At 69.9% G+C, this 18,448-nt stretch carries 17 protein-coding genes and 1 riboswitch; of the genes, 7 read left to right on the top strand and 10 right to left on the bottom strand.

Translation table 11 applies throughout. The features are described 5' to 3' along the window. Nucleotides 1–13: 13 nt before the first annotated feature. From F0U63_RS22715 to F0U63_RS22695, 5 genes are all read right to left on the bottom strand, one after another. Nucleotides 14–730 carry a uracil-DNA glycosylase gene (locus F0U63_RS22715; RefSeq protein ID WP_395848409.1) on the bottom strand — a complete coding sequence of 239 codons (717 nt, stop codon included), beginning with the start codon at nucleotides 728–730 and terminating at the stop codon, nucleotides 14–16. A 103-nt stretch (nucleotides 731–833) separates the two neighbouring features. Then, nucleotides 834–2,063 carry an AI-2E family transporter gene (locus F0U63_RS22710; protein WP_395848000.1) on the bottom strand — a complete coding sequence of 410 codons (1,230 nt, stop codon included), beginning with the start codon at nucleotides 2,061–2,063 and terminating at the stop codon, nucleotides 834–836. A gap of 62 nt (nucleotides 2,064–2,125) precedes the next feature. After that, nucleotides 2,126–2,509 carry a hypothetical protein gene (locus tag F0U63_RS22705; protein ID WP_395847999.1) on the bottom strand — a complete coding sequence of 128 codons (384 nt, stop codon included), beginning with the start codon at nucleotides 2,507–2,509 and terminating at the stop codon, nucleotides 2,126–2,128. Nucleotides 2,510–2,522: 13 nt separating this feature from the next. Beyond that, the gene (locus tag F0U63_RS22700; protein WP_395847998.1) at nucleotides 2,523–3,320 is read right to left on the bottom strand and encodes a hypothetical protein; all 798 of its coding nucleotides are present in this window, start codon (nucleotides 3,318–3,320) and stop codon (nucleotides 2,523–2,525) included. Between the two features lie 97 nt (nucleotides 3,321–3,417). Next, nucleotides 3,418–3,756 (bottom strand): PilZ domain-containing protein, encoded by a 339-nt coding sequence (locus tag F0U63_RS22695; RefSeq protein ID WP_395847997.1) that lies wholly within the window; start codon nucleotides 3,754–3,756, stop codon nucleotides 3,418–3,420. A 173-nt stretch (nucleotides 3,757–3,929) separates the two neighbouring features. Here F0U63_RS22695 and F0U63_RS22690 point away from each other — a divergent pair, with 173 nt between their 5' ends. After that, nucleotides 3,930–4,652, top strand: coding sequence for an FKBP-type peptidyl-prolyl cis-trans isomerase (locus tag F0U63_RS22690; RefSeq protein ID WP_395847996.1), 723 nt, complete (start codon nucleotides 3,930–3,932; stop codon nucleotides 4,650–4,652). A 13-nt stretch (nucleotides 4,653–4,665) separates the two neighbouring features. Here the strand turns inward: F0U63_RS22690 and F0U63_RS22685 are convergent, their stop codons facing one another. Both F0U63_RS22685 and F0U63_RS22680 read right to left on the bottom strand, forming a co-directional pair. Then, nucleotides 4,666–5,514 (bottom strand): ergot alkaloid biosynthesis protein, encoded by an 849-nt coding sequence (locus F0U63_RS22685; RefSeq protein WP_395847995.1) that lies wholly within the window; start codon nucleotides 5,512–5,514, stop codon nucleotides 4,666–4,668. A gap of 2 nt (nucleotides 5,515–5,516) precedes the next feature. After that, nucleotides 5,517–5,966, bottom strand: a complete 450-nt coding sequence (locus F0U63_RS22680) for a nuclear transport factor 2 family protein (RefSeq protein ID WP_395847994.1) — start codon at nucleotides 5,964–5,966, stop codon at nucleotides 5,517–5,519. Nucleotides 5,967–6,084: 118 nt separating this feature from the next. Here F0U63_RS22680 and F0U63_RS22675 point away from each other — a divergent pair, with 118 nt between their 5' ends. Then, nucleotides 6,085–6,705, top strand: coding sequence for a TetR/AcrR family transcriptional regulator (locus tag F0U63_RS22675; protein WP_395847993.1), 621 nt, complete (start codon nucleotides 6,085–6,087; stop codon nucleotides 6,703–6,705). Here F0U63_RS22675 and F0U63_RS22670 read toward each other — a convergent pair. The 3 genes from F0U63_RS22670 to F0U63_RS22660 form a co-directional block, all read right to left on the bottom strand. Further along, complete coding sequence (locus F0U63_RS22670; RefSeq protein WP_395848408.1) at nucleotides 6,702–8,690, bottom strand: hypothetical protein; 1,989 nt, start codon at nucleotides 8,688–8,690, stop codon at nucleotides 6,702–6,704. The two genes, F0U63_RS22675 and F0U63_RS22670, sit on opposite strands and share 4 nt — an antisense overlap. A gap of 213 nt (nucleotides 8,691–8,903) precedes the next feature. After that, a complete protein-coding gene (locus tag F0U63_RS22665) occupies nucleotides 8,904–9,107 on the bottom strand; it encodes a cold-shock protein (RefSeq protein ID WP_002620680.1) in 204 nt (67 codons plus the stop codon). Nucleotides 9,108–9,235: 128 nt separating this feature from the next. Continuing rightward, nucleotides 9,236–11,158 (bottom strand): M2 family metallopeptidase, encoded by a 1,923-nt coding sequence (locus tag F0U63_RS22660; protein WP_395847992.1) that lies wholly within the window; start codon nucleotides 11,156–11,158, stop codon nucleotides 9,236–9,238. Between the two features lie 117 nt (nucleotides 11,159–11,275). Here F0U63_RS22660 and F0U63_RS22655 point away from each other — a divergent pair, with 117 nt between their 5' ends. The 5 genes from F0U63_RS22655 (at nucleotide 11,276) to F0U63_RS22635 (ending at nucleotide 18,135) form a co-directional block, all read left to right on the top strand. Continuing rightward, on the top strand, nucleotides 11,276–11,812 hold the full coding sequence (locus F0U63_RS22655; protein ID WP_395847991.1) for a DUF3105 domain-containing protein: 537 nt from the start codon (nucleotides 11,276–11,278) through the stop codon (nucleotides 11,810–11,812). Further along, nucleotides 11,809–12,906 carry a heparan-alpha-glucosaminide N-acetyltransferase domain-containing protein gene (locus F0U63_RS22650; RefSeq protein WP_395847990.1) on the top strand — a complete coding sequence of 366 codons (1,098 nt, stop codon included), beginning with the start codon at nucleotides 11,809–11,811 and terminating at the stop codon, nucleotides 12,904–12,906. The genes F0U63_RS22655 and F0U63_RS22650 overlap by 4 nt, the downstream gene beginning before the upstream one ends. Nucleotides 12,907–12,939: 33 nt before the next feature. Next, a complete protein-coding gene (locus tag F0U63_RS22645) occupies nucleotides 12,940–14,787 on the top strand; it encodes a von Willebrand factor type A domain-containing protein (protein WP_395847989.1) in 1,848 nt (615 codons plus the stop codon). A gap of 116 nt (nucleotides 14,788–14,903) precedes the next feature. Continuing rightward, nucleotides 14,904–15,503 carry a YbhB/YbcL family Raf kinase inhibitor-like protein gene (locus F0U63_RS22640; RefSeq protein ID WP_395847988.1) on the top strand — a complete coding sequence of 200 codons (600 nt, stop codon included), beginning with the start codon at nucleotides 14,904–14,906 and terminating at the stop codon, nucleotides 15,501–15,503. A gap of 124 nt (nucleotides 15,504–15,627) precedes the next feature. Further along, a complete protein-coding gene (locus F0U63_RS22635) occupies nucleotides 15,628–18,135 on the top strand; it encodes an ATP-binding protein (protein WP_395847987.1) in 2,508 nt (835 codons plus the stop codon). 188 nt (nucleotides 18,136–18,323) lie between these two features. Beyond that, a riboswitch (S-adenosyl-L-homocysteine riboswitch) is annotated at nucleotides 18,324–18,394 on the top strand. The last annotated feature ends 54 nt before the right edge of the window (nucleotides 18,395–18,448 follow it).

The following is an 18,448-nucleotide window of genomic DNA, read 5'->3' as shown; positions in this document are numbered from 1 at the left end:
GCGCCCTCGGCTGTCAAGGAAACACCGACACGCGTGCGCGCTCTTCCCGCGGCGACTCCAACAACACCCGGGCCCGGGCCGTCACCGCGTCGAACATGGCCGGGGTGAGCCGCCCCGTCTGGGTGTTCTGCTGGCTGACGTGGTAGCTGCCCAGCAGCACCGGAGCCCCGGGCAGAGCCAGCTCGGCCCCGTGGCCGAAGGCGGGCCGGGGCGAGGGAAGCGCCACCCCCGTGCGCTGCATCCAGGCGAGCGTCACGTTCCAGGCGATGCTCCCCAGCGCCAGGACCACCCGGACGGGCAGCAGGGCCAGCTCCCGGTCGAAGAAGGGCGTGCAGCGCGCCAGTTCCTCCGGCAGGGGCTTGTTGTCCGGGGGCGCGCACCGGCAGGGTGCGGAGATGAAGGCCCCGGTCAGCTCCAGCCCGTCATCGCGGTGGTCGCTCCGAGGCTGATTGGCGAACCCCGCGCGGTGCAGCCCGGCGAACAGGAACTCCCCCGACCGGTCTCCCGTGAAGTACCGGCCCGTCCGGTTGGCGCCATGCGCTGCGGGCGCCAGTCCCACGATGACCATGCCCGCCCGGGGGTCTCCGAACCCCGGCACCGCCCGGCCCCAGTACGTCCAGTCCCGGTAGGCCCGGCGCTTCTCCCGGGCGATCTTCTCCCGCCACTCCACCAGCCGGGGACAGGCCCGGCAGGCGATGATTTCCTCATGAAGGGACCCGAGGCCCGCCAGGTCCCGCTCCACCGCATCGCGCTTCGCCACGACCCTTGCCTAGCTCCCCTCCCCCACGGGCGCCACCACCCCCAGCTCCGTTGCCCGCTCCCGGGCCCGGGACTCAGGGGGTGGGCTTCTCTCCCGTGTAGACGGGCATCTTCTGGTAGCGCTCCACCACCACACTCAGCACCACCTTGAGGATGGCCGTCGTGGGCACCGCGAGCAGGATGCCGGTGAAGCCGAACAGCTCGCCGAACGCCAGGATGGCGATGATGACGGCCATCGAGGACAGGCCCACCTTATCGCCCACCACGCGCGGCGTGATGATGAAGCCCTCGGCCATCTGCCCCACCACGAACGTGCCCACCACGACGGCGAGCTGCCACGCGCCCTGCCACGACAGCATCACCCCCAGCAGCGCCAACACCACGCCCACGCCCGTGCCCAGATACGGCACCATGTTGCCAAAGCCCGCGATGAACCCGATGACGATGGCCATGTCGATGCGCGCGAACCCCAGCCCCACGCTGTAGAGCACCGACAGGATGGCCCCCACCGTCACCTGTCCGCGCACGAAGGCCGACAGCACATCATCCACCTCGCCAAAGCGCTGGCTCACCAGCCGCTCCGCCCGGCGAGGCACCAACCCCCGCACCAGCTCCACCAGGCGGGGGTAGTCCTGCAGGAAGAAGAAGGCCAGCACCGGCACCACCATCAGCCCCAGCAGCGTGGTCACGAAGCGCGCCGTGTTGCCCGCGAAGCTCGCCACCAGCCGCGCCGCGGTGGGCCCCGCGCTCTGCAACAGCTCCGACGCCCGTCCGCCCAGCTCCGTCATGCGCTGCTGGAGCAGGTCCGGCAGGGGATGGCCCAACAAGGACTCCACCTGGGGCACCACCTGGGAGCTCGCCCGCACGAAGAACTCCGGCAGCTTCGCGGCTTCGTCCCGGAAGACGGGCACCAGATAGAGCACCCCTCCGGCCGTCGCCAGCGTGCACGCGGCGAACACCGCGCTCGTCCCCCAGGTCCGATCAATGCCCCGGCGCTCCAGGGCCGCGACGACGGGGTTGAGCACGTAGGCCGTGCCCAGCGCCAACAGCACCGGGACCGCCACGCCTCCGAAGACCGAGAGCAGCGCGAACACCAGCCCCAGCACGCCCACCATCACCGCCGACCAGACGAAGTCCACCCGCCGGGCCTCGGCTTCCGACAACAGGGCCTCGGGCTCGCTCCGCACCACCTGCAGCGCCGGTTCCCTCGGAGCCTCTTCCACCCTGGGTGTCGTCGCGGGCGCCTTCACCGCCTGCGCCTTGCCTCTCTTGTTGCGTCCGATGACCGCACCCCTTCTCTTCATTGTCCCCGCCCTTCCAGGCGAGCCGTGGCCCCGAGGCTACACCGGAAGTGCACCCGGACGGCTCACGGGGACTGCCCACCCCCCGGCGCCTTCTCCCGCAACCGGATGGTCAGCACCGCCCGGGCCCGGCCGGGCTCGTAGTACGTGGTGTAGGGCCAGTGGCCTTCCTTCTTCACGTCGACACGGTGCATGCCCTCGCCCACGTGCAGCCCTCCCTGGGCGTCCCCGAAGTCGGAGCAGAAGCCCTGGGCGACCCCATCCAGATACACGTCCGCGTCCCCGGGCTCGCACCGCAACACCAGGTTGCCTTCACGCGCCCGTCCGCTCCGCAGCATCTCGCGCGCCCGATCCACCGTCGGGGACCGCACCGCCCCGGGACCCGACGCACACCCGAGCCCCAGCCCGCACAACCACACGACCCTCCACCACCCGCCCGCTGCCCGCATTCCGCGCTCCCTCCTATTGAATGAGGATCGCCACCCGGCCCTCGGCCAGCAGCCGCGGCTCGAGCTCCCCCAGCTTCTTCACCGCGTCCGGCCCGAGCTGGAGATCCGAGCCCTCGAGCCGCGCCGCCTCGATGACGAGCGGCTTCGCGCCCACCCTCCCCGTCTTGCGCGCGTCCTCCAGGCGCTGGAAGAACCCCGCCACGCCCGTGCTCTTGCGCGCCTCCGCGTCCAGTGACGCCAGGCCATAGAGCCGCTCGCCCGAGGCCGCGTCGATCAGCCGGGGTGCCAGCATCGGGGTCATCCCCAGCTTGCGCGCATCCACCACCAGCCCCGTGGCCTTGCCCGCCTTGGCCGGGGACTCCTTGCCCCGCTCGGCGGGTTTCGTCTCCGGCTCCGGCGTGACGAGCACCTGGGTGAGCGCCCCCAAGGGCACCTCCACGTCCCACTGCACGCCCCCGTCGGAGTAGTAGCGCTTGCGGACGACCTGCTGGCCACGCAGCACCTCCTCGATCCGGCGGCGCGTCTCCTCCCGGGCCATCTCCTCGCCCACGGTCCGGTCCGAGCGCAGCGGCACACCCTTCGCCAGCTCCAGCAGTTCCGTCAGGGCGTGCTCCTTCGCCGAGCGCTCCGCCCCCAACCTTGCCTGCGCCGGATTGCTGGCCTTCACGTCCGGGGGGCCATTGCCCGTCACCCGGAGCACCTGCCGCTGCCAATCCACGCTCCCACCCGCGGCCAGCACCGTCAACGGCACCCACACCCCGAGCAGGCCCAGGGCCCGCCACCCGCGACTCCACCACGCTGCGCTTCGCATGGCCCGGGATTCAACGGCGTGCTCCCCACCCGGTCAAGGCGGCTCGTCCGGCCGCTCCTCGAAGGAGCATTCGGGGAGCACACGCCGGGCGCGTGGCTCAGTGGCCTCGCGTGCCGCGCGACACGTACTCGTCGATCATCTGCCGGTGCCGCGAGGTGAGCAGCGTGAAACGCACGCCCGAGCGCTCGTGCGGACGCGGGCTGGCCTCCACCCATTCGCGCACCACCTCGCCCTCGGCGTAGATGACTTCCTCGGAGCCGGGGAGCTGGAACTGCAACCCCACCCGCCTGGCGGAATGCTCGGGCTCGATGAGACGTCCCAGACTCACGCCCTCCTGACTGATGTCGCTGGCGTGCACCATGTACGGCACACCCGACATGTACTTGTTCAGGTAGATGTCGAGGGGAACCCGCGCGTTCTTCCGCTTGTCGCTCATCGTCACACCCTTCCGGTGGCACTGCTCCGGGACAACACCGCTACAGGCCGCTTCCTGCCTGCAGCGCACTCCCGCGAGGGTAGGAGCATCCGGACAAGCCGCAAGAAAACGGTCAGCGGGAATACGCGGACGCGCCTATGTTTCACGCCGCTCCTCGAAAGGCGGATTCCCACATGCGATTGGGTGTACTGGCAGCGGCAGTCATCGGTTTCACTGGAATGCAGGCACTGGCGCAGGCTCCGGCTCCGGCCGCGGCTCCGGCCTCCTCGGCTTCGCTCAAGACGGAGGATGACAAGACGGTCTACGCGCTCGGGCTGTCGATCGGCCGGAGCATCAAGATCTTCGACCTGACCCCGGCCGAGATCGAGATCGTCAAGAAGGGCCTGACGGACTCGCTCACCAACGCCAAGCCCGCGGTGGACCTGGAGACGTACGGGCCCAAGCTGCAGGCGCTCGCCAAGGGCCGGCAGGAGAAGGTCGGCCAGAAGTTCCTGGAGGACGCCGCCAAGGAGAAGGGCGCGGTGAAGCTGCCCTCCGGCATCATCTTCAAGGAGCTCAAGGCGGGCTCTGGCGCGAGCCCCAAGGCGACCGACACGGTGAAGGTCAACTACCGCGGCACGCTCACCAACGGCACGGAGTTCGACAGCTCCTACAAGCGCGGCGAGCCGGCCGAGTTCCCCCTCAACGGCGTCATCCCCTGCTGGACCGAGGGCGTGCAGAAGCTGAAGGTGGGCGGTAAGGCGCAGCTCGTGTGCCCCGCCAAGCAGGCCTACGGGGAGCAGGGCTCGCCTCCCACCATCCCGCCCAACGCCACCCTGGTGTTCGAGGTGGAGCTGCTGGGCATCGGCGGTCAGGGCGCCGACGTGCCGCGCGCCACGCCCGAGCCCAAGAAGTAGCCACGGCTCCGCCCTACTTTCGCCAGGCCGACACCGAGGCCCGGGCGAAGTCCACCAAGTCCCTCGGAGGCCGCCCCGTCACCTGCTCGACGGTGGCGGTCGTCCGATCCTCCGCCCCCCGGGCGATGGCGCCATCCATGGACGCCAGCAGCGCGGCGTACTCCCGCGTCAGCCCCAGGCGGCTCCAGCGCTCGGCGAGCGCCTCTTCCGTCAGGTTGACGTGGCGCATGGGCCGGCCCAGCGCGGCACCGATGATGTCCGCCGCTTCCCCGTACGTCAGCGCGCGAGGCCCCGTGATCAGGTGCGCCGTGTTGTGCGCCTTCTCGTCGATGAGCGCCCGGACCCCCACCTCCGCGATGTCGTCGGCGTCGATGAAGGGCACGCGCCCCTCGCCCGTCGCCGAGTACAGCGCCCCTTCATCCCGCAGGGTGGCCTGGTGCTGTCCCTCGGAGAAGTTCTGCATGAACCACGAGGGGCGCAGCACGGTCCACTCCGGCGCGGTCTCGCGCAGCAACCGGTGCACGCCGCCCATGGCCGGTCCGCCCTCCGGCAACGACGAGGCGCTGAGCAACACGAACCGGCGCACCCCCGCCGCGCGTGCCCGCTCGACGAACGCCGACATGCTCGGCAGCGGATCCGTGTCGCCCACCGGCGCGACCAGATAGACGCGCTCCACGCCCTCCAGCGCGCGGGCGTGGCCCTCCGGTTGGTTCCAGTCGAAGCGCACGGCTTCCACTCCCTCGGGCGCGCTTCCCGAGCGGCTGGCCAGACGCACCGGCCAACCCAGCTCCTTCAGCCGCCTCACCACGCGGCCACCCGTCTTGCCCGTACCACCCGTCACGAGAATCCCAGGCTTGCTCATGCTCAGCCCTCCTGGGTGTCCAGGGCGATGGCCATGGCCCGCAGCGCGATCACCGGGTTCCAGTAGTCCCGGTACTTCACGATCCGTCCATCCCGGAACTCGACCACCGAGATGTACTGCTGGTTGTACGGCCTGCCGGTGGCCACGGCGCGCCCCTCGCAGGAGAACTCCGCGACGAGCACCCGCGGATCCTGGGACTGATGGAAGACCGGCTCGCTGAAGCGGTCGAAGTGCAGCATCTCGGGGAACTTCCGCAGGTGCTCGCGGATGGCCGCCTTGCCCTCGAGCCGCTGGGGGAACCCCGGGGGGGCATAGGGGAACTCGATCGAGCCGTCCTCGGCCCACATGTCCACGAAGCCCTCGGCATTCCCGTCGAGCAGGGCCCGGTAGCCCGACACGAACAGCCGGATGTTGGGGTTCTGGAGCGCCTCTTCCTGGTGACTCATCAACATGGTTCTCTCCCCTTCGCGACTTCACGTTGGAACGGCTGCGTTCCGACGTATAAATAGGGCAATGAACGATGGAACGCAAGCGTATCGTCGTAACGTGAAGAACATGAAGGAGAAGCCCATGCGAAGAACGCAGAGGAAGGTCGCCGGAGCGGCGGTGCTCCAGGCCGACGTCACCAGCGCCATCACCCGCGCGCTGTTCCGCGAGCTGGCGAAGACGGGGTATGCCGCGCTGAGCATCGAGGCCGTGGCGAAGCGCGCCGGGGTGGGCAAGGCGGCCATCTACCGGCGCTGGCCCTCGAAGCTGGAGATGGTGTCGGAGCTGCTCGCCGAGGTCGGCACCGATCTGGTCGACATACCGGACACGGGGTCGCTGCGCGGCGACGTCGCGGCCCTCCTCGCGCAGACCCGGGCCCTGCTGCGCCGGCCCTTGATCACGCGCATCCTGCCGGACATGCACGCGGAGATGCGACGCACACCGGCGCTCTCCTCGGCGGTGCGCACGGGAATCCAGCAGGGACGGCGTGCCCGGGCCCAGGAGCTGTTGCGCCGGGCGATGGACCGGGGCGAGCTGTCACCCGACCTCGATGTCGAGCTCGCCCTGGATCTGCTCGGCGCCCCGCTCTACTGGCGCGCCATCGTGACGGGGCAAGGCACCCCGCCGGACTACCTCGAGCGGCTCACCGCCATGACCCTCGGCGGCCTGCACGCGCTCTCCGAGCAGGCCGCCAGCAAGCGCTAGCGGCTCACCCCCCCAAGCGCCTTCTCCGTGGCGTGCAGCAGCGGCTCGGCGCTCACCGGCGCGCCCGTGGCCTTCGTCATCCACACATCGGGAGTCAGGGCGCCCTGACTCGCCATCCGCTCGAACTCCGCGCCCAGCTTGCCGGACTTGCGCAGGTGCTCCTCGATCTGGAAGGCGATGAGGTGCCCCAGCGGATAGTCGGCCAGGTACAGCGGGTAGGAGATCATGTGGCTGTAGATGCCCAGGAGCGGCGTGCCCTGCCCGCCCAGCACGGGCGCGTAGTAGCGGTCCCACGTCTCCTGGGAGATGCGCACCACCGCCTCGCGCAGGCTTGAGGGCGTGGCGTCCGGGTGCTCGTACATCCAATGCCAGACCGCGATGTCCACCAGCGCCACGCCGGCGATCTCCCACGTCTGCCAGAAGTCGTTGAGCACCCGCTCGCGCTCGCTCGCCGCGTCGGGCTTCGCCTGGCCGAGCAGCTCCATGTCCCGTGCCTGGAAGACGAAGGCGAGCGCCTCGGTGAAGGCGTTGTTGGGCACGCCCGCGAGCAGCGTGTGGTCCACGTTGTAGAGCGAGAACACCTGCTCCACGTTGTGCCCCATCTCGTGCACCGCGATGTTGTAGCCCTTGTAGTCCATGCCGCCCGGGCCCACGCGCGTGCGCAGCCGGGGGAAGTCGCCGCGCCGCGCCGCCTGCATCGCGTGGCCCGCGCCGCGCGCCGGATCCACCCGGATGTGCTCGGCGAGGAAGGTGGCCTTCTCCTTGGAGAACCCCAGCCCCTGGAGAAGACGGGGCATGTCCCGGGCATACGCGTCCGCGGTCGGGTAGCGCTTGCGCGTGAGCGCATCCAGTTCCGCCTCGGGGCGCGTCGCGTTCGCCTTGAAGCCGGCGTACCACAGCTCCTGCGGCTCGAGCGCGCGGCCCAGGCGCTGCTCGATGACCTTCGCTACCTGGGGCACCAGGGGCGAGGTGAGCACCTGCTCCAACAGCGCCTTCACCCGGGCCTCGGGCAGCTCGCGTCCCAGCTCGAAGCTCCGGGCGAGCGCCGTGGGCGCCACCGGCACGTAGGGGTCCACCTTGCGCGCCGCGTGGAAGTGCGCCAGCAGCTTCGCGTAGCGCACGTCGTCCTCGCGCGCTCCATCCACCGCCACCGGGCGCTGGGGCGCGTCCGCCTCCACCTCCTCCGCGGGCGCCGCCTTCACCGTGTTGGTGAAGGGATCCCAATCCACGCGCGGATTGTCGATGACCGCCGCGGGAATCGTCTGCGTGACGATGCGGCTCATCACCTGGATGATCATCCGCTGCTTCGCCACGCCGTCCGGGTCCGCGTAGCGCGACTTCAGCTCGTCGCGCAGGTTCCAGTGGCTGATGAGCCGCATGCCCTTGGGAAAGAGCCGGCGGCCCTGGGCGTCCACCAGGTGGTGCATCCAGAGGTTGTACTCGGCGATGTAGAGGTCCGCGGCCGCGCTCGCGCGCGTCGCCTCCTGCCGCACCTCGGCGGGCACGCGGCTGCTGAAGCGGCCCGTGAGCCGCACTTCCGCCCATTGGCGGCGCGTATAGCCCGGGCCCTGCTCCATCCGCTCGGCGAGCGTGGTGAGCGGAAAGTTGAGCAGCGCCACGAAGCCCACCTTCGCGCGGAACAAGTCCTCGGTGACGTGCGCGCTCGGATCATAGGTGGCGAGCAGCGCATCCACCGGAAGCAGTGGCCCCAGGTCCAGATCCGTGGGGCGCCGCAGCTCCCGGCCCACCTCGTTCAGGTGCCCATCGAGCTGCTCCAGCGCCTGCTCCAGATGGGCCAGGGTGGCGTCGAGCGCCGCCTCGTCGGGGATGAAGTACTCGGTGACGAAGGCCTCCAGATCACCATCCTCCTCGCGCCACAGCGTGGCCACCTGCGCCACGCCGCGCTCGATGCGGGCCCGGTGCGCCTCGCCATGGCGGGCGACGAGCCGGGCCACCAGCTCCGGACGCGAGGGGGAGGACTTCATGGACGGGGCCTCCGGGGAAGACGGACGAGAGGAGACGGCGGATGAACCCGAGGCACAACCCAGGCAGGTGAGCAGGGCGGCCACGGACGCGCGGGGGGCGCGGAACCAGGACTTCGAGCGCGAGGACACGCGGAGACTCCGGAAAGAAGAAAAGGGCCCGATCCCATCGGACCGGACCCTTTTATGGAGAACAGCTGAGGAAGTGCTTCAGCGTTACACCGGGCGAACGTTCTGCGCCTGCAGGCCCTTGGGACCGCGGGTCACCTCGAACTCCACCTGCTGGCCCTCGGCCAGGGTGCGGAACCCATCCACCTGGATGGCGGTGTGGTGGCAGAACACGTCCTCGCCACCGCCGTCCTGCGTGATGAATCCAAAGCCCTTCGCATCGTTGAACCACTTCACGGTACCAGTCGCCATTTGCACTCTTCTTCCGTCGACACCCGCGCGGACCTTCGCCGCCAGGTCCCGGCTGGAGAAAGCCCAGCCAAGCGGCAAGCAATGTAAGCCAGTGCTTCAGGCCTGTCTACCGGGTGGTCTGCCTGGACTTACCAACCGCACTGCTGTCCCTTGTTCTGCTCCTGCAGCCAGCGACGCAGCGGAGTGAAGTATTCCAGCATGGCCGAAGCGTCCATGTCGCGCTGACCGGTAAGCGCCGCGAGCGCCTCGGGCCAGGGCTTGCTCGCGCCCAGCTCCAGCATGGCCTGGAGCCGTTTGCCGGCCTCCTTGTTGCCGTAGATGGAGCACTCGTGCAGCGGGCCCTGGTGGCCGGCGGCCTGGCAGAGCGCGCGGTGGAACTGGAATTGGAGGATGCGCGCCAGGAAGTAGCGCGTGTAGGGCACGTTGGCGGGGACGTGGTACTTGGCGCCCGGGTCGAAGTCCTTCTCCGAGCGCTCCACCGGCGCGCGCACGCCCTGGTACTTCTCGCGCAGCGCCCACCAGGACGCGTTGTAGTCCGCCGGCTTCACCCGCCCGGAGAACACCTCCCAGCGCCACTGGTCCACCAGCAGGCCGAAGGGCAGGAAGGCCACCTTCTCCATCGCGTCCTTCATCTGCAGGTTGATGAGGCCCTTCTCTCCCGTGGGCACTTCCTTCAACAGGCCCATCTGTTTGAGATAGCTCGGGGTGATGGACAGGGTGATGGCATCACCGATGGCCTCGTGAAAGCCATCATTGGCGCCCTGCTGAAAGAGCACCGGCAGCTTGTAGTAATACGTGTAGTAGTAGTCGTGCCCCAGCTCGTGGTGGATGGTGACCAGGTCCTCCTCGGTGGGCTTGATGCACATCTTGATGCGCAAGTCGTTGTCGTAGGTGACGTCCCACGCGCTGGCATGGCACACCACCTCGCGATCCCTCGGCTTGGTGAACTGCGAGCGCTGCCAGAACGTCTCCGGCAGGGGCTTGAGGCCCAGCGAGGTGAAGAACCCCTCGCCCAGCTTCACCATGCGGATGGCGTCGTACTTCTGCTTCTTCAGCTCCGCGTCCACGTCCAGGCTGGGCTGGCCCTTGTAGGGCTCCACGAGGCCGTAGATGTTGTTCCACTCCTGCGCCCACATGTTGCCCAACAGGTGCGCGGGAATGGCCTTGCCCGCGGGCACCTTGTCCTCGCCGTACTGTTTGGCCAGACGGGCGCGCACGTAGCAGTGCAGGTCGTCATAGAGCGGCTTGACCTGCCCCCACAGCCGCTGGGCCTCCTGCTCGAAGGCCTCGGGCGGCATGTCGTAGTTCGAGCGCCACAGCGCCCCCGCGTCCTTGAAGCCGATCTCCTGGGCGCCCGCGTTGGACAGCGTCACCAGACGCTCGTAGAGCGGACGCATGGGCTGGGAGATGGTGTGCCAGCCCACCCACGCCTCCAGCAGCGTGTTGTAGTCGCGGTTGGTGGCCATGATGTCGGACAGCTCGCCCAGGTCCTTGCAGGCCCCCTTGCCATCCTTGCCGCAATACTTGCCCTTGCCGTAGAGGCCCTCGAGCTTCGCGGCGATGGACGCCAGCTCCGCGCGCTGCGTCGGCTCGTTCGGCGCGGGCAGCGTGGAGGACAGCCGCAGCAGCCGCAGCACGCGCGCGGACTCCTCATCCACCCCCTTCACGTCCTTGAAGCGCGCGGCCTGCGGGATGGCCTGACTCAGGTAGGCCATCACCTCTTCGTTGACGCTCGCCGCGTTGCGCTCCGTGTCGTCGGTGATGTAGGTGGACTTGATCCAATCGGCCGTGGCCTGCTTCACCCACAAGCGCTTGAGCTCGTCATTCACGCGGGTGGCGAACTGGCGCGCGTCCTCCGCGGTGAGGGACGCCAGGTCGGCCTGCGTGGTGGAGGACTGGGGAGGGACCGTCGCGGGGGTCGCGCCGGGAGTGGCCTCGGAGGAAGCAGCCGTGGAGCCATGGGCCGAGGACGCGCAGCCAGCCGAGGCGGCGAGCGGCATGGCCAGGAGAGCCGCGCGCAGGAACAAGGAACGGAGCGGGGTGGGAGTCATGGGGGGCGAACGCTAGAGGAACGGGATCCGGATGCAACCCTTCTCGGCGTCCGAGCTTCCCGACTCTCCTCCAGGTGACGCCCCCATCTCCGCGCGGGATGCGGTAAGACCGCCGGGATGTCGTCGCCCCTCCGTCTCGTCCACCTCCTGTGGTGGCTCCCCCTCTTCGCGTGCGGCCCGAGTCTTTCCGAGGACGCGGAGTGTGCACCCTATGACTTTCCGCTCGCCCCCGCCCCCGCGAGCACCCAGCACGTGTCCTGCTCCAGCACCCAGTGCGGGGACGGCCTGAACCCGCCCACCAGCGGGCTGCATTGCGCGAGCACCCTGGGCTGCCGGGTGTATGACACCGAGCCCAACCGGTGCATGTGGGTGCACAACCTGGAGCACGGGCACGCCGTCTTCCTCTACAACTGCCCCGAGGGCTGCCCCGAGATCGTCGCCACGCTGACGGAACTGCAGAAGGAGGCCCGCGTGGGAAGCAACGGCGTGGTGCGTGCCATTGTCGCGCCGGACTCGGGCATCCCCACGCGCGTGGCCGCCCTGCTGTGGCGGCGCTCCTGGAGCGCGGACGCGCCGGACCCCGCGGCCCTGCGCTGCCTGCTGCGCCTGCAGGACCAGGGCGCCCCCGAACCCGAGCTGTCCTGCCTTCCATGAGCCCTCCGCATGCCCTCGAGCGGGTGCGCGCCATCGACTGGCTGCGCGGACTCGCCGTGCTGATGATGATCCAATGCCACGCGTTCGTGCTGCTGCGGCCGGACCTGCGCGCGAGCAAGGCGGCGAGGGAGCTGCTCCGGGCGGACGGTGTGGTGGCCCCGGCCTTCCTCTTCTCCGCGGGCTTCGCGCTCGCGCTGCTGCTGGTGCGCAGCACGGCGAGTGGCAAGCGCGTCGAGCGGCTCGGGCGCAACCTGCGGCGTATCCTCCAGGTGCTCGGCGTGGCCACGCTCGTCAACTGGATGTGGTTTCCCGTGTTCCGTGAGCCGCGGTGGCTCTTGCGCCTGGACATCCTGCACTGCGTGGGACTGTCGCTGTTGCTCCTGCTGGGCGTGGGCGCGGGCCTGGCCTCGCGGCCCCGCGTGCTGCGCGGGGTGACCCTGGCCCTGGCGTTCATCACCTTCTTCCTCTCGCCCCTGGGCGAGGACGTGAGCGGGCCCTGGGCCTTCCTGCTCAACAAGTCCACCGGGGCGGTGTTCCCCTTGTTGCCCTGGCTCGGCTTCGCCTGGCTCGGCGCGTACGCGGGGGCTGTCACCGGAGAACAGGGCCGCCCGGGGCTCGTGAGGGCCCTGCTGCTGCTCATCGGGCTCGGGTTGGCTGGCTCGTACGCCGCGCGGCCCCTCAAGGCCCTCTACGCGGACCACCACTTCTACGTCACCAACCCCTCCAACGCGGCCGAGCGCTGGCTATGGGTGTGCATCCCGCTGCTCGTGCTGGTGGCGCTGGAGGCATGGCGGGGCTCGGAGGGAGTCCCCTCGCGACTGCGCCGCTTCGTGGAGTCCTTCGGCTCCTCGTCCCTGTCCGCGTACGTCATCCACCTGGGGCTGCTCTACTTCCACGTCTTCGGCTTCAGCTTCGAGGTGGTGTGGGGCAACCGCTGCGGGTGGGGCGGGTATGCCCTGCTGACGGGGCTGATCATGCTGCTGACGTACGCGCTGTGCCAGGGCCTGGATCGTTTGCGAGACCTCCCACTGCGACGGCTCCTCTCCCGAGCCGCCCCGGAAAGCCGCGGGGAAGAATTCGCGCGACCCCGGTAGATCGAACGCGAGGCTGGTGCGTTCGCAGGGCCCATGTCCACTTCCAAGCCCAACCCCCTGAGCCGTTGGGGAGGCGCCGCCCTCGCCCTGAGCCTCGTTTCCGGATGCAGCACGTCCTCCAACCCCGCCGCGGTCATCCAGGGCAAGGAGGTCGCGCGGAAGCAAGTCCTCGCCGAAAGCCCTCCTCCTCCCCCCTCGCCCGAGCCCCAGCAGGAGTTCGCGGCGGCGCCCGCCCCCGCCGCCAACAAGGCCGAGCGGCGCGAAGTCCTCGCCACACGCTCCCCTCCCCCCGCCAAGCCCCGGATGGATGTCGAGGCGACACCCGCCGAGGTGGAAGCAGACGCGGCCGACAGCGCGGGGAGGATGAGCGGGGCATCCAGCGGCGCGCTCGGCGGGACGGCCATCGTTCCCCAGGCCTCTGTTGCCGCCAAGATGGAGATGAAGCGCCAGGCGCCAGCGGGGAGGATGAAGGCCATCTCAGGGGACAAGGACCTCGCCCCCGAGCCCGTGTCGCCGGGCAACACCTTCGCCGAGCACACGCCCAACGCCTTCACCGAGACCGCCGCGGACAGGCTCTCCACCTTCGCGGTGGACGTGGACACGGCCTCGTACACGGTGGCCCGCCGCTACCTCACCCAGGGCTCGCTGCCCCCGGGCGCGGCGGTGCGGGTGGAGGAGTTCGTCAACTACTTCAAGTACCGCTACGCCCCTCCCGAGGAGGGCGCCTTCCGCGTGCACCTGGAGGGCGCTCCTTCCCCCTTCTCCCAGGGCCGGCACTTCGTGCGCGTGGGCATCCAGGGTAAGGTCGTCTCGCGCTCGCAGCGCAAGCCCGCGCACCTCGTCTTCCTCGTGGACACCAGTGGCTCCATGAGCCAGCCGGACAAGCTGCCCCTGGCCAAGGAGGCGATGAAGATCGCGGTGAAGAACCTCAACGAGAACGACACGGTGGCGCTCGTCACCTACGCGGGGGGCACCCGGGACGTGCTGCCGCCCACCGCGGCGACGGACCTGGAGCGCATCTACAAGGCCATCGACTCGCTGGAGTCCGGGGGCGGCACCGCCATGGGCTCGGGCATGGAGCTGGCCTACAAGCACGCGGTGAAGAAGGCCTCGGGCCGCGTGGTGTCGCGCGTGGTGGTGCTCACGGATGGCGACGCCAACATCGGCCCCAACCTCTCCGCGGACACCATGCTGCGCGGCATCGAGGGCTACGTGAAGGAAGGCGTCACCCTGTCGACCATCGGCTTCGGCATGGGCAACTACCGGGATGACCTGATGGAGAAGCTCGCCGACAAGGGCAACGGCAACTGCTTCTACATCGACAGCCACAAGGAGGCGCGCAAGGTCTTCGAGCAGCAGCTCACCGGCACCCTGGAAGTCATCGCCAAGGACGTGAAGGTGCAGGTGGAGTTCGACCCCAAGGTGGTGCGCCGCTACCGGCTGGTGGGCTACGAGAACCGGAACATCGCCGACCAGGACTTCCGCGAGGACAAGGTGGACGCGGGCGAGATCGGCGCCGGCCACAGCGTCACCGCGCTCTACGAGGTGGAGCTCACCCAACCCCAGGCGTCGCTCGGCACGGTGCGCATCCGCGCGAAGACCCCCACCGGCACCGAGGCCGCCGAGCAGGCCTTCCCCTTCGAGCCGAAGATGATGCGCCCATCGCTCGACGCGGCCTCCGCCGACTTCCGCTTCGCCCTGGCGGTGGCGGCCACCGCGGACGTGCTCCGGGGCAGCGCGAGCGCGAAGGAGTGGAGCCTCGCCACGGTCCAGAAGCTCGCCGAGGGCGCCGCCGAGGGACAGTCCGACCGGGTGGAATTCACCCGGCTCGTCACCCAGGCGCGTGGATTGCTCGGCGCCACGGCCCACGACGCTCGCTGAGCCGCCAGGCGCCCGGAGCGCTCCCTGGAAGGGCAGCCAGGAAGGCTCTCGCCCCCCCGCCGTGCCGCTGCTTCATGGCGGGGGTGAAGCCAAGGTTGTCGCGGGAGGCTTCACCCATGAAAATCGGTCATACGGTCCGGGCATTGCTGACGGGAGTTCCCCATCTCCTCCTCGGAGGCCGCTCGTCGGTCAGGGCGGGAGCCGAGCGGCTCGCGTCCGCCCGGCTCGGGGTGCGCGGACTGCCGGTGATCATCCCCATGGATTCCGTGGCCTTCAACCCGGGCGGGCCCATTCCCAGCCGGTACACCGCGGATGGGGACAGCCTCACGCCACCCTTGTTGTGGCGGGACGTGCCCGAAGCAACGCGCTCGCTCGTCCTCATCGCCGAGGATCCCGACGCGCCCACGCCCCAGCCCTTCGTGCATTGGATCGCCCTGATGCCTCCGGAGGCCCGCAGCCTGGGCATCCTGTTGAGCAAGGAACAGGCGGCGACGGTCGAGACGGGCCGCACGACGCTGCTGCGCACCGGCTGGGTGGGCTGCGCGCCGCCCCGTGGCGACAGCGCGCACCACTACCACTTCCAGCTCTTCGCCCTGGACCGCGAGCTCCATCTCGGCTCGCACCCGGGACGCTCCGTGCTCCTGCGCCAGATGAAGGGCCACGTGCTGGGCTTTGGTGAACTGGTGGGCACCTATCAGCGCGGCGTGCTCCACTGACACCCGGAGCGAACCCCTCCTGTTTTCCGCGAGTGCCGCCCCCACGACGCTGCTATGTGGGAGGTTCATCCAGGGCGCTCGCGACGGAGTCGTCTATGGCGCCCCTCTCCGGGAGAAGACGAGCGTGGGCGAAGCGGTGTCTCGGGCAGGCCTGAACCGGGTTCGGGTCGAGTGGGTCGCCGCCGCCTTCGGGCTGCTGACCGGTGTCACGATGGTCTACGTGCCCTACGAGTTCGGCACGAGCATCTTCCGTCTCATCTATCCGTACATCCGGCTGATGGGCACCTCGTTCATGGTGGGCTCGGCGGCGATGCTCGTCGCCCTGCTCTACCCCACCTGGCCCGCGTGGATCGGTGGTGTCGGACGCGCGTTGTTCATGGGGACGCTCACCCTGTACTGGTGGAAGGCCACGGTGCTGGGAGGAGTCGTGACGGGGGTGATCGTCTACCCCGTGATGGGGGCGTTCCTCCTCGTCGAGAGCCTGCCCCGCTGGCGCACCCAGGGACTGTTCACCGGCTTCCTCCTGACGACCGCGCTGGCCTTCGGCGCGTTCATCCTCGTGGATCCCTCCTGGCTCGGACCGGGCTTCTATCCCGTCTACCGCCCGGTGGCCCGGCCCATGGGCGTGCTCTTCCTCGTGGGGGGAGCCCTGCTGGGCGTGGGGTGGTGGCGCTCGCACACGAGGCTCGAGCGCGGCGCCGTGGGGATGTTGACCCTGCTCTTCGGCCAGCTGGCCTTCGTCGCGGGCTACCGTGGCACCTGGACGGGGATGCAGCTCTACTTCGTCATGACCCTCGGGGGCGCGCTGATGCTCTTCCTGCGCCGGCCCCCCGAGACGTCCAGCGTGGGCTGGCGGCTGTTCCGCGGGGTGGCGCTCGTGTCGGTGTTGCCCATTCTCGCCGTGGGCGCCCTGGCCTCGGTCTTCGCGCAAAGGGCCATCGAGCGCGAGCTGAGGGACAAGGCGCGGCAGGCCGTGGAGACCGAGATCGCCCGGCTGGAGCAGACCGTGACCATGGCGCGCTTCCTGTTGCTCAGCCAGGCGCGGGATCCCGTGCTGCTGGCCATGCTGCGCGCGCGGGACGCGGAAGCATTGCGGTCACGGCTGCGGCTGCTGGAATTCCAGCCCGGTCCCTTCGACGCGGCCTGGGTGCTCGATGGCGCGGGGCGACCGCTGCCCGCGCCCTCGCTGCCGAGCGACGACACGGGAAACAACTTCGCCTTCCGCGACTACTTCCAGGGGGGACAGACCCCGGGCGAGGTCTACCTGTCACGCCCGTTCCGTGGGGTGAATCAGATGCCCATGGTGGCCTTCTCCACGCCCGTGGTGCTCGGCGAGGGCCAGCTGGATGTCCTGGTGGGGGGCATGGCCCTGCCGCGCATGGGACGGGAGCAGGCGTCCGCCTCGCGCGACTACCGCGTGGAGATCTTCGACCGCCGGGGGGGCGAGCTGCTGCGCGCCACGAACCAGGGCGGCGTCCTCTCCCGCGCGCCCGTGATCTCCATCCTCGACGGCGCCGCGCTCACCGGCACCGAGGGCATCACCGAGGCGGTGGATGCCTCGGGCCGCAGGCTGCTCATCGCCCATGCCCAGGTGCCGGGCACGCCGTGGAGCGTGTCGGTGACCGCGCCCCTGCGCCAGGCCTTCGCGGCCGTGACACGGCTGAGCGCCATCGTGGTGCTCATCGCGCTGGCCGCCGGCGCGGTGGCGCTCCTGCTGTCGCGCTGGGTGGGACGGGACGTGGCGCAACGCCTCACGGCGCTCCGGGATGGCTTCGCGGCGCTCGGCACGTTGCGGCTCGACCAGCCCGTTCCCACCCGGGGAGACGATGAGCTGGCACAGCTCACCGAGGGCTTCAACGAGATGGCGGCCCGCATCGAACGCACCCAGAAGGAGCTGCGCGAGGCCATCGACAGCCGGGACCAGTTCATGTCCATGGCGAGCCACGAGCTGCGCACGCCCCTGACCCCGCTCAAGGCCACCATCGAGCTGCTCCTGCGCCAGTGCCGCTCGGGCCAGGAGCTGTCCCCCGAGCGGCTGCACGGCACGCTCGAGCGGCTGCGGCGCCAGGTGGACCGGCTCACCCGGCTCATCGGGGACATGCTGGACGTGTCCCGGCTGCGGTCCGGGCGCTTCTCGTTGCGCCGGGCCCCCATGGACCTGGGCGCCCTGTCGCGCGAGGTCGTCGACCGCATCGCGCACGCGCGCGGCGAGCTCACCGCGCCCATCTCCCTCGAGCTGCCAGACACCCCCCTGGTGGGCGTCTGGGACGAGCAGCGCCTGGATCAAGTCCTCACCAACCTGGTGGAGAACGCGGTGCGCTACTCGCGCCCCGACAAACCCATCCACGTGCGCGTGCGCCTCCTCGACGGCGGCGTGCTCCTGGAGGTCGAGGATCAGGGCATTGGCGTTCCCGCCGAGAACCTGCCCCACCTCTTCGAGCCCTTCTACCGTGCCCAGAACGCCTCCGCGCACCACGCGGGAGGACTGGGACTGGGACTGGCCATCTGCCGGGAGATCGTCGAGCGCCATGGGGGCCGCATCCACGCGGAGAGCCAGGGCCCCGGCCAAGGCACGCGCTTCTCGGTGTTCATTCCCGGCCAGGACGTGACGGCTCAGGTTGCTGGCACGTGACCGTCACCCGTGGCGGTTCGTGTTCTGCTCGAAGGCTGACGTCCTGACGCCCCGACCGGGAGGTCATTCCCCTCCCTTGGGGGTGACCCCGAGGCGGGGTGGCGAGGAGCCGGGCGGAGCGGCCCCCCTTCCCTCCCCGCCTTTTTTGTTCCCTGGTGACGGACGGCGAGCTTGAGGTAGGGTGCGCGCACCCTGAGGAGCGCTGCAACGGGGAGGACTCCCCGCCAGGCTCAGGTTCCCGTAACGGCGCTCGCTGACTCGTGGCTTCCGAGGCCCGGGTGTGGCGAGCAACCCCCCGCCCCATCCGGCCCCC

Origin of the sequence: Cystobacter fuscus, assembly GCF_044360685.1 — a bacterium.
Lineage (GTDB): Bacteria > Myxococcota > Myxococcia > Myxococcales > Myxococcaceae > Cystobacter > Cystobacter fuscus_C.
The sequence above is the reverse complement of the archived record's forward strand: the minus strand, read 5'-3'. Positions and strand labels throughout refer to the sequence as shown.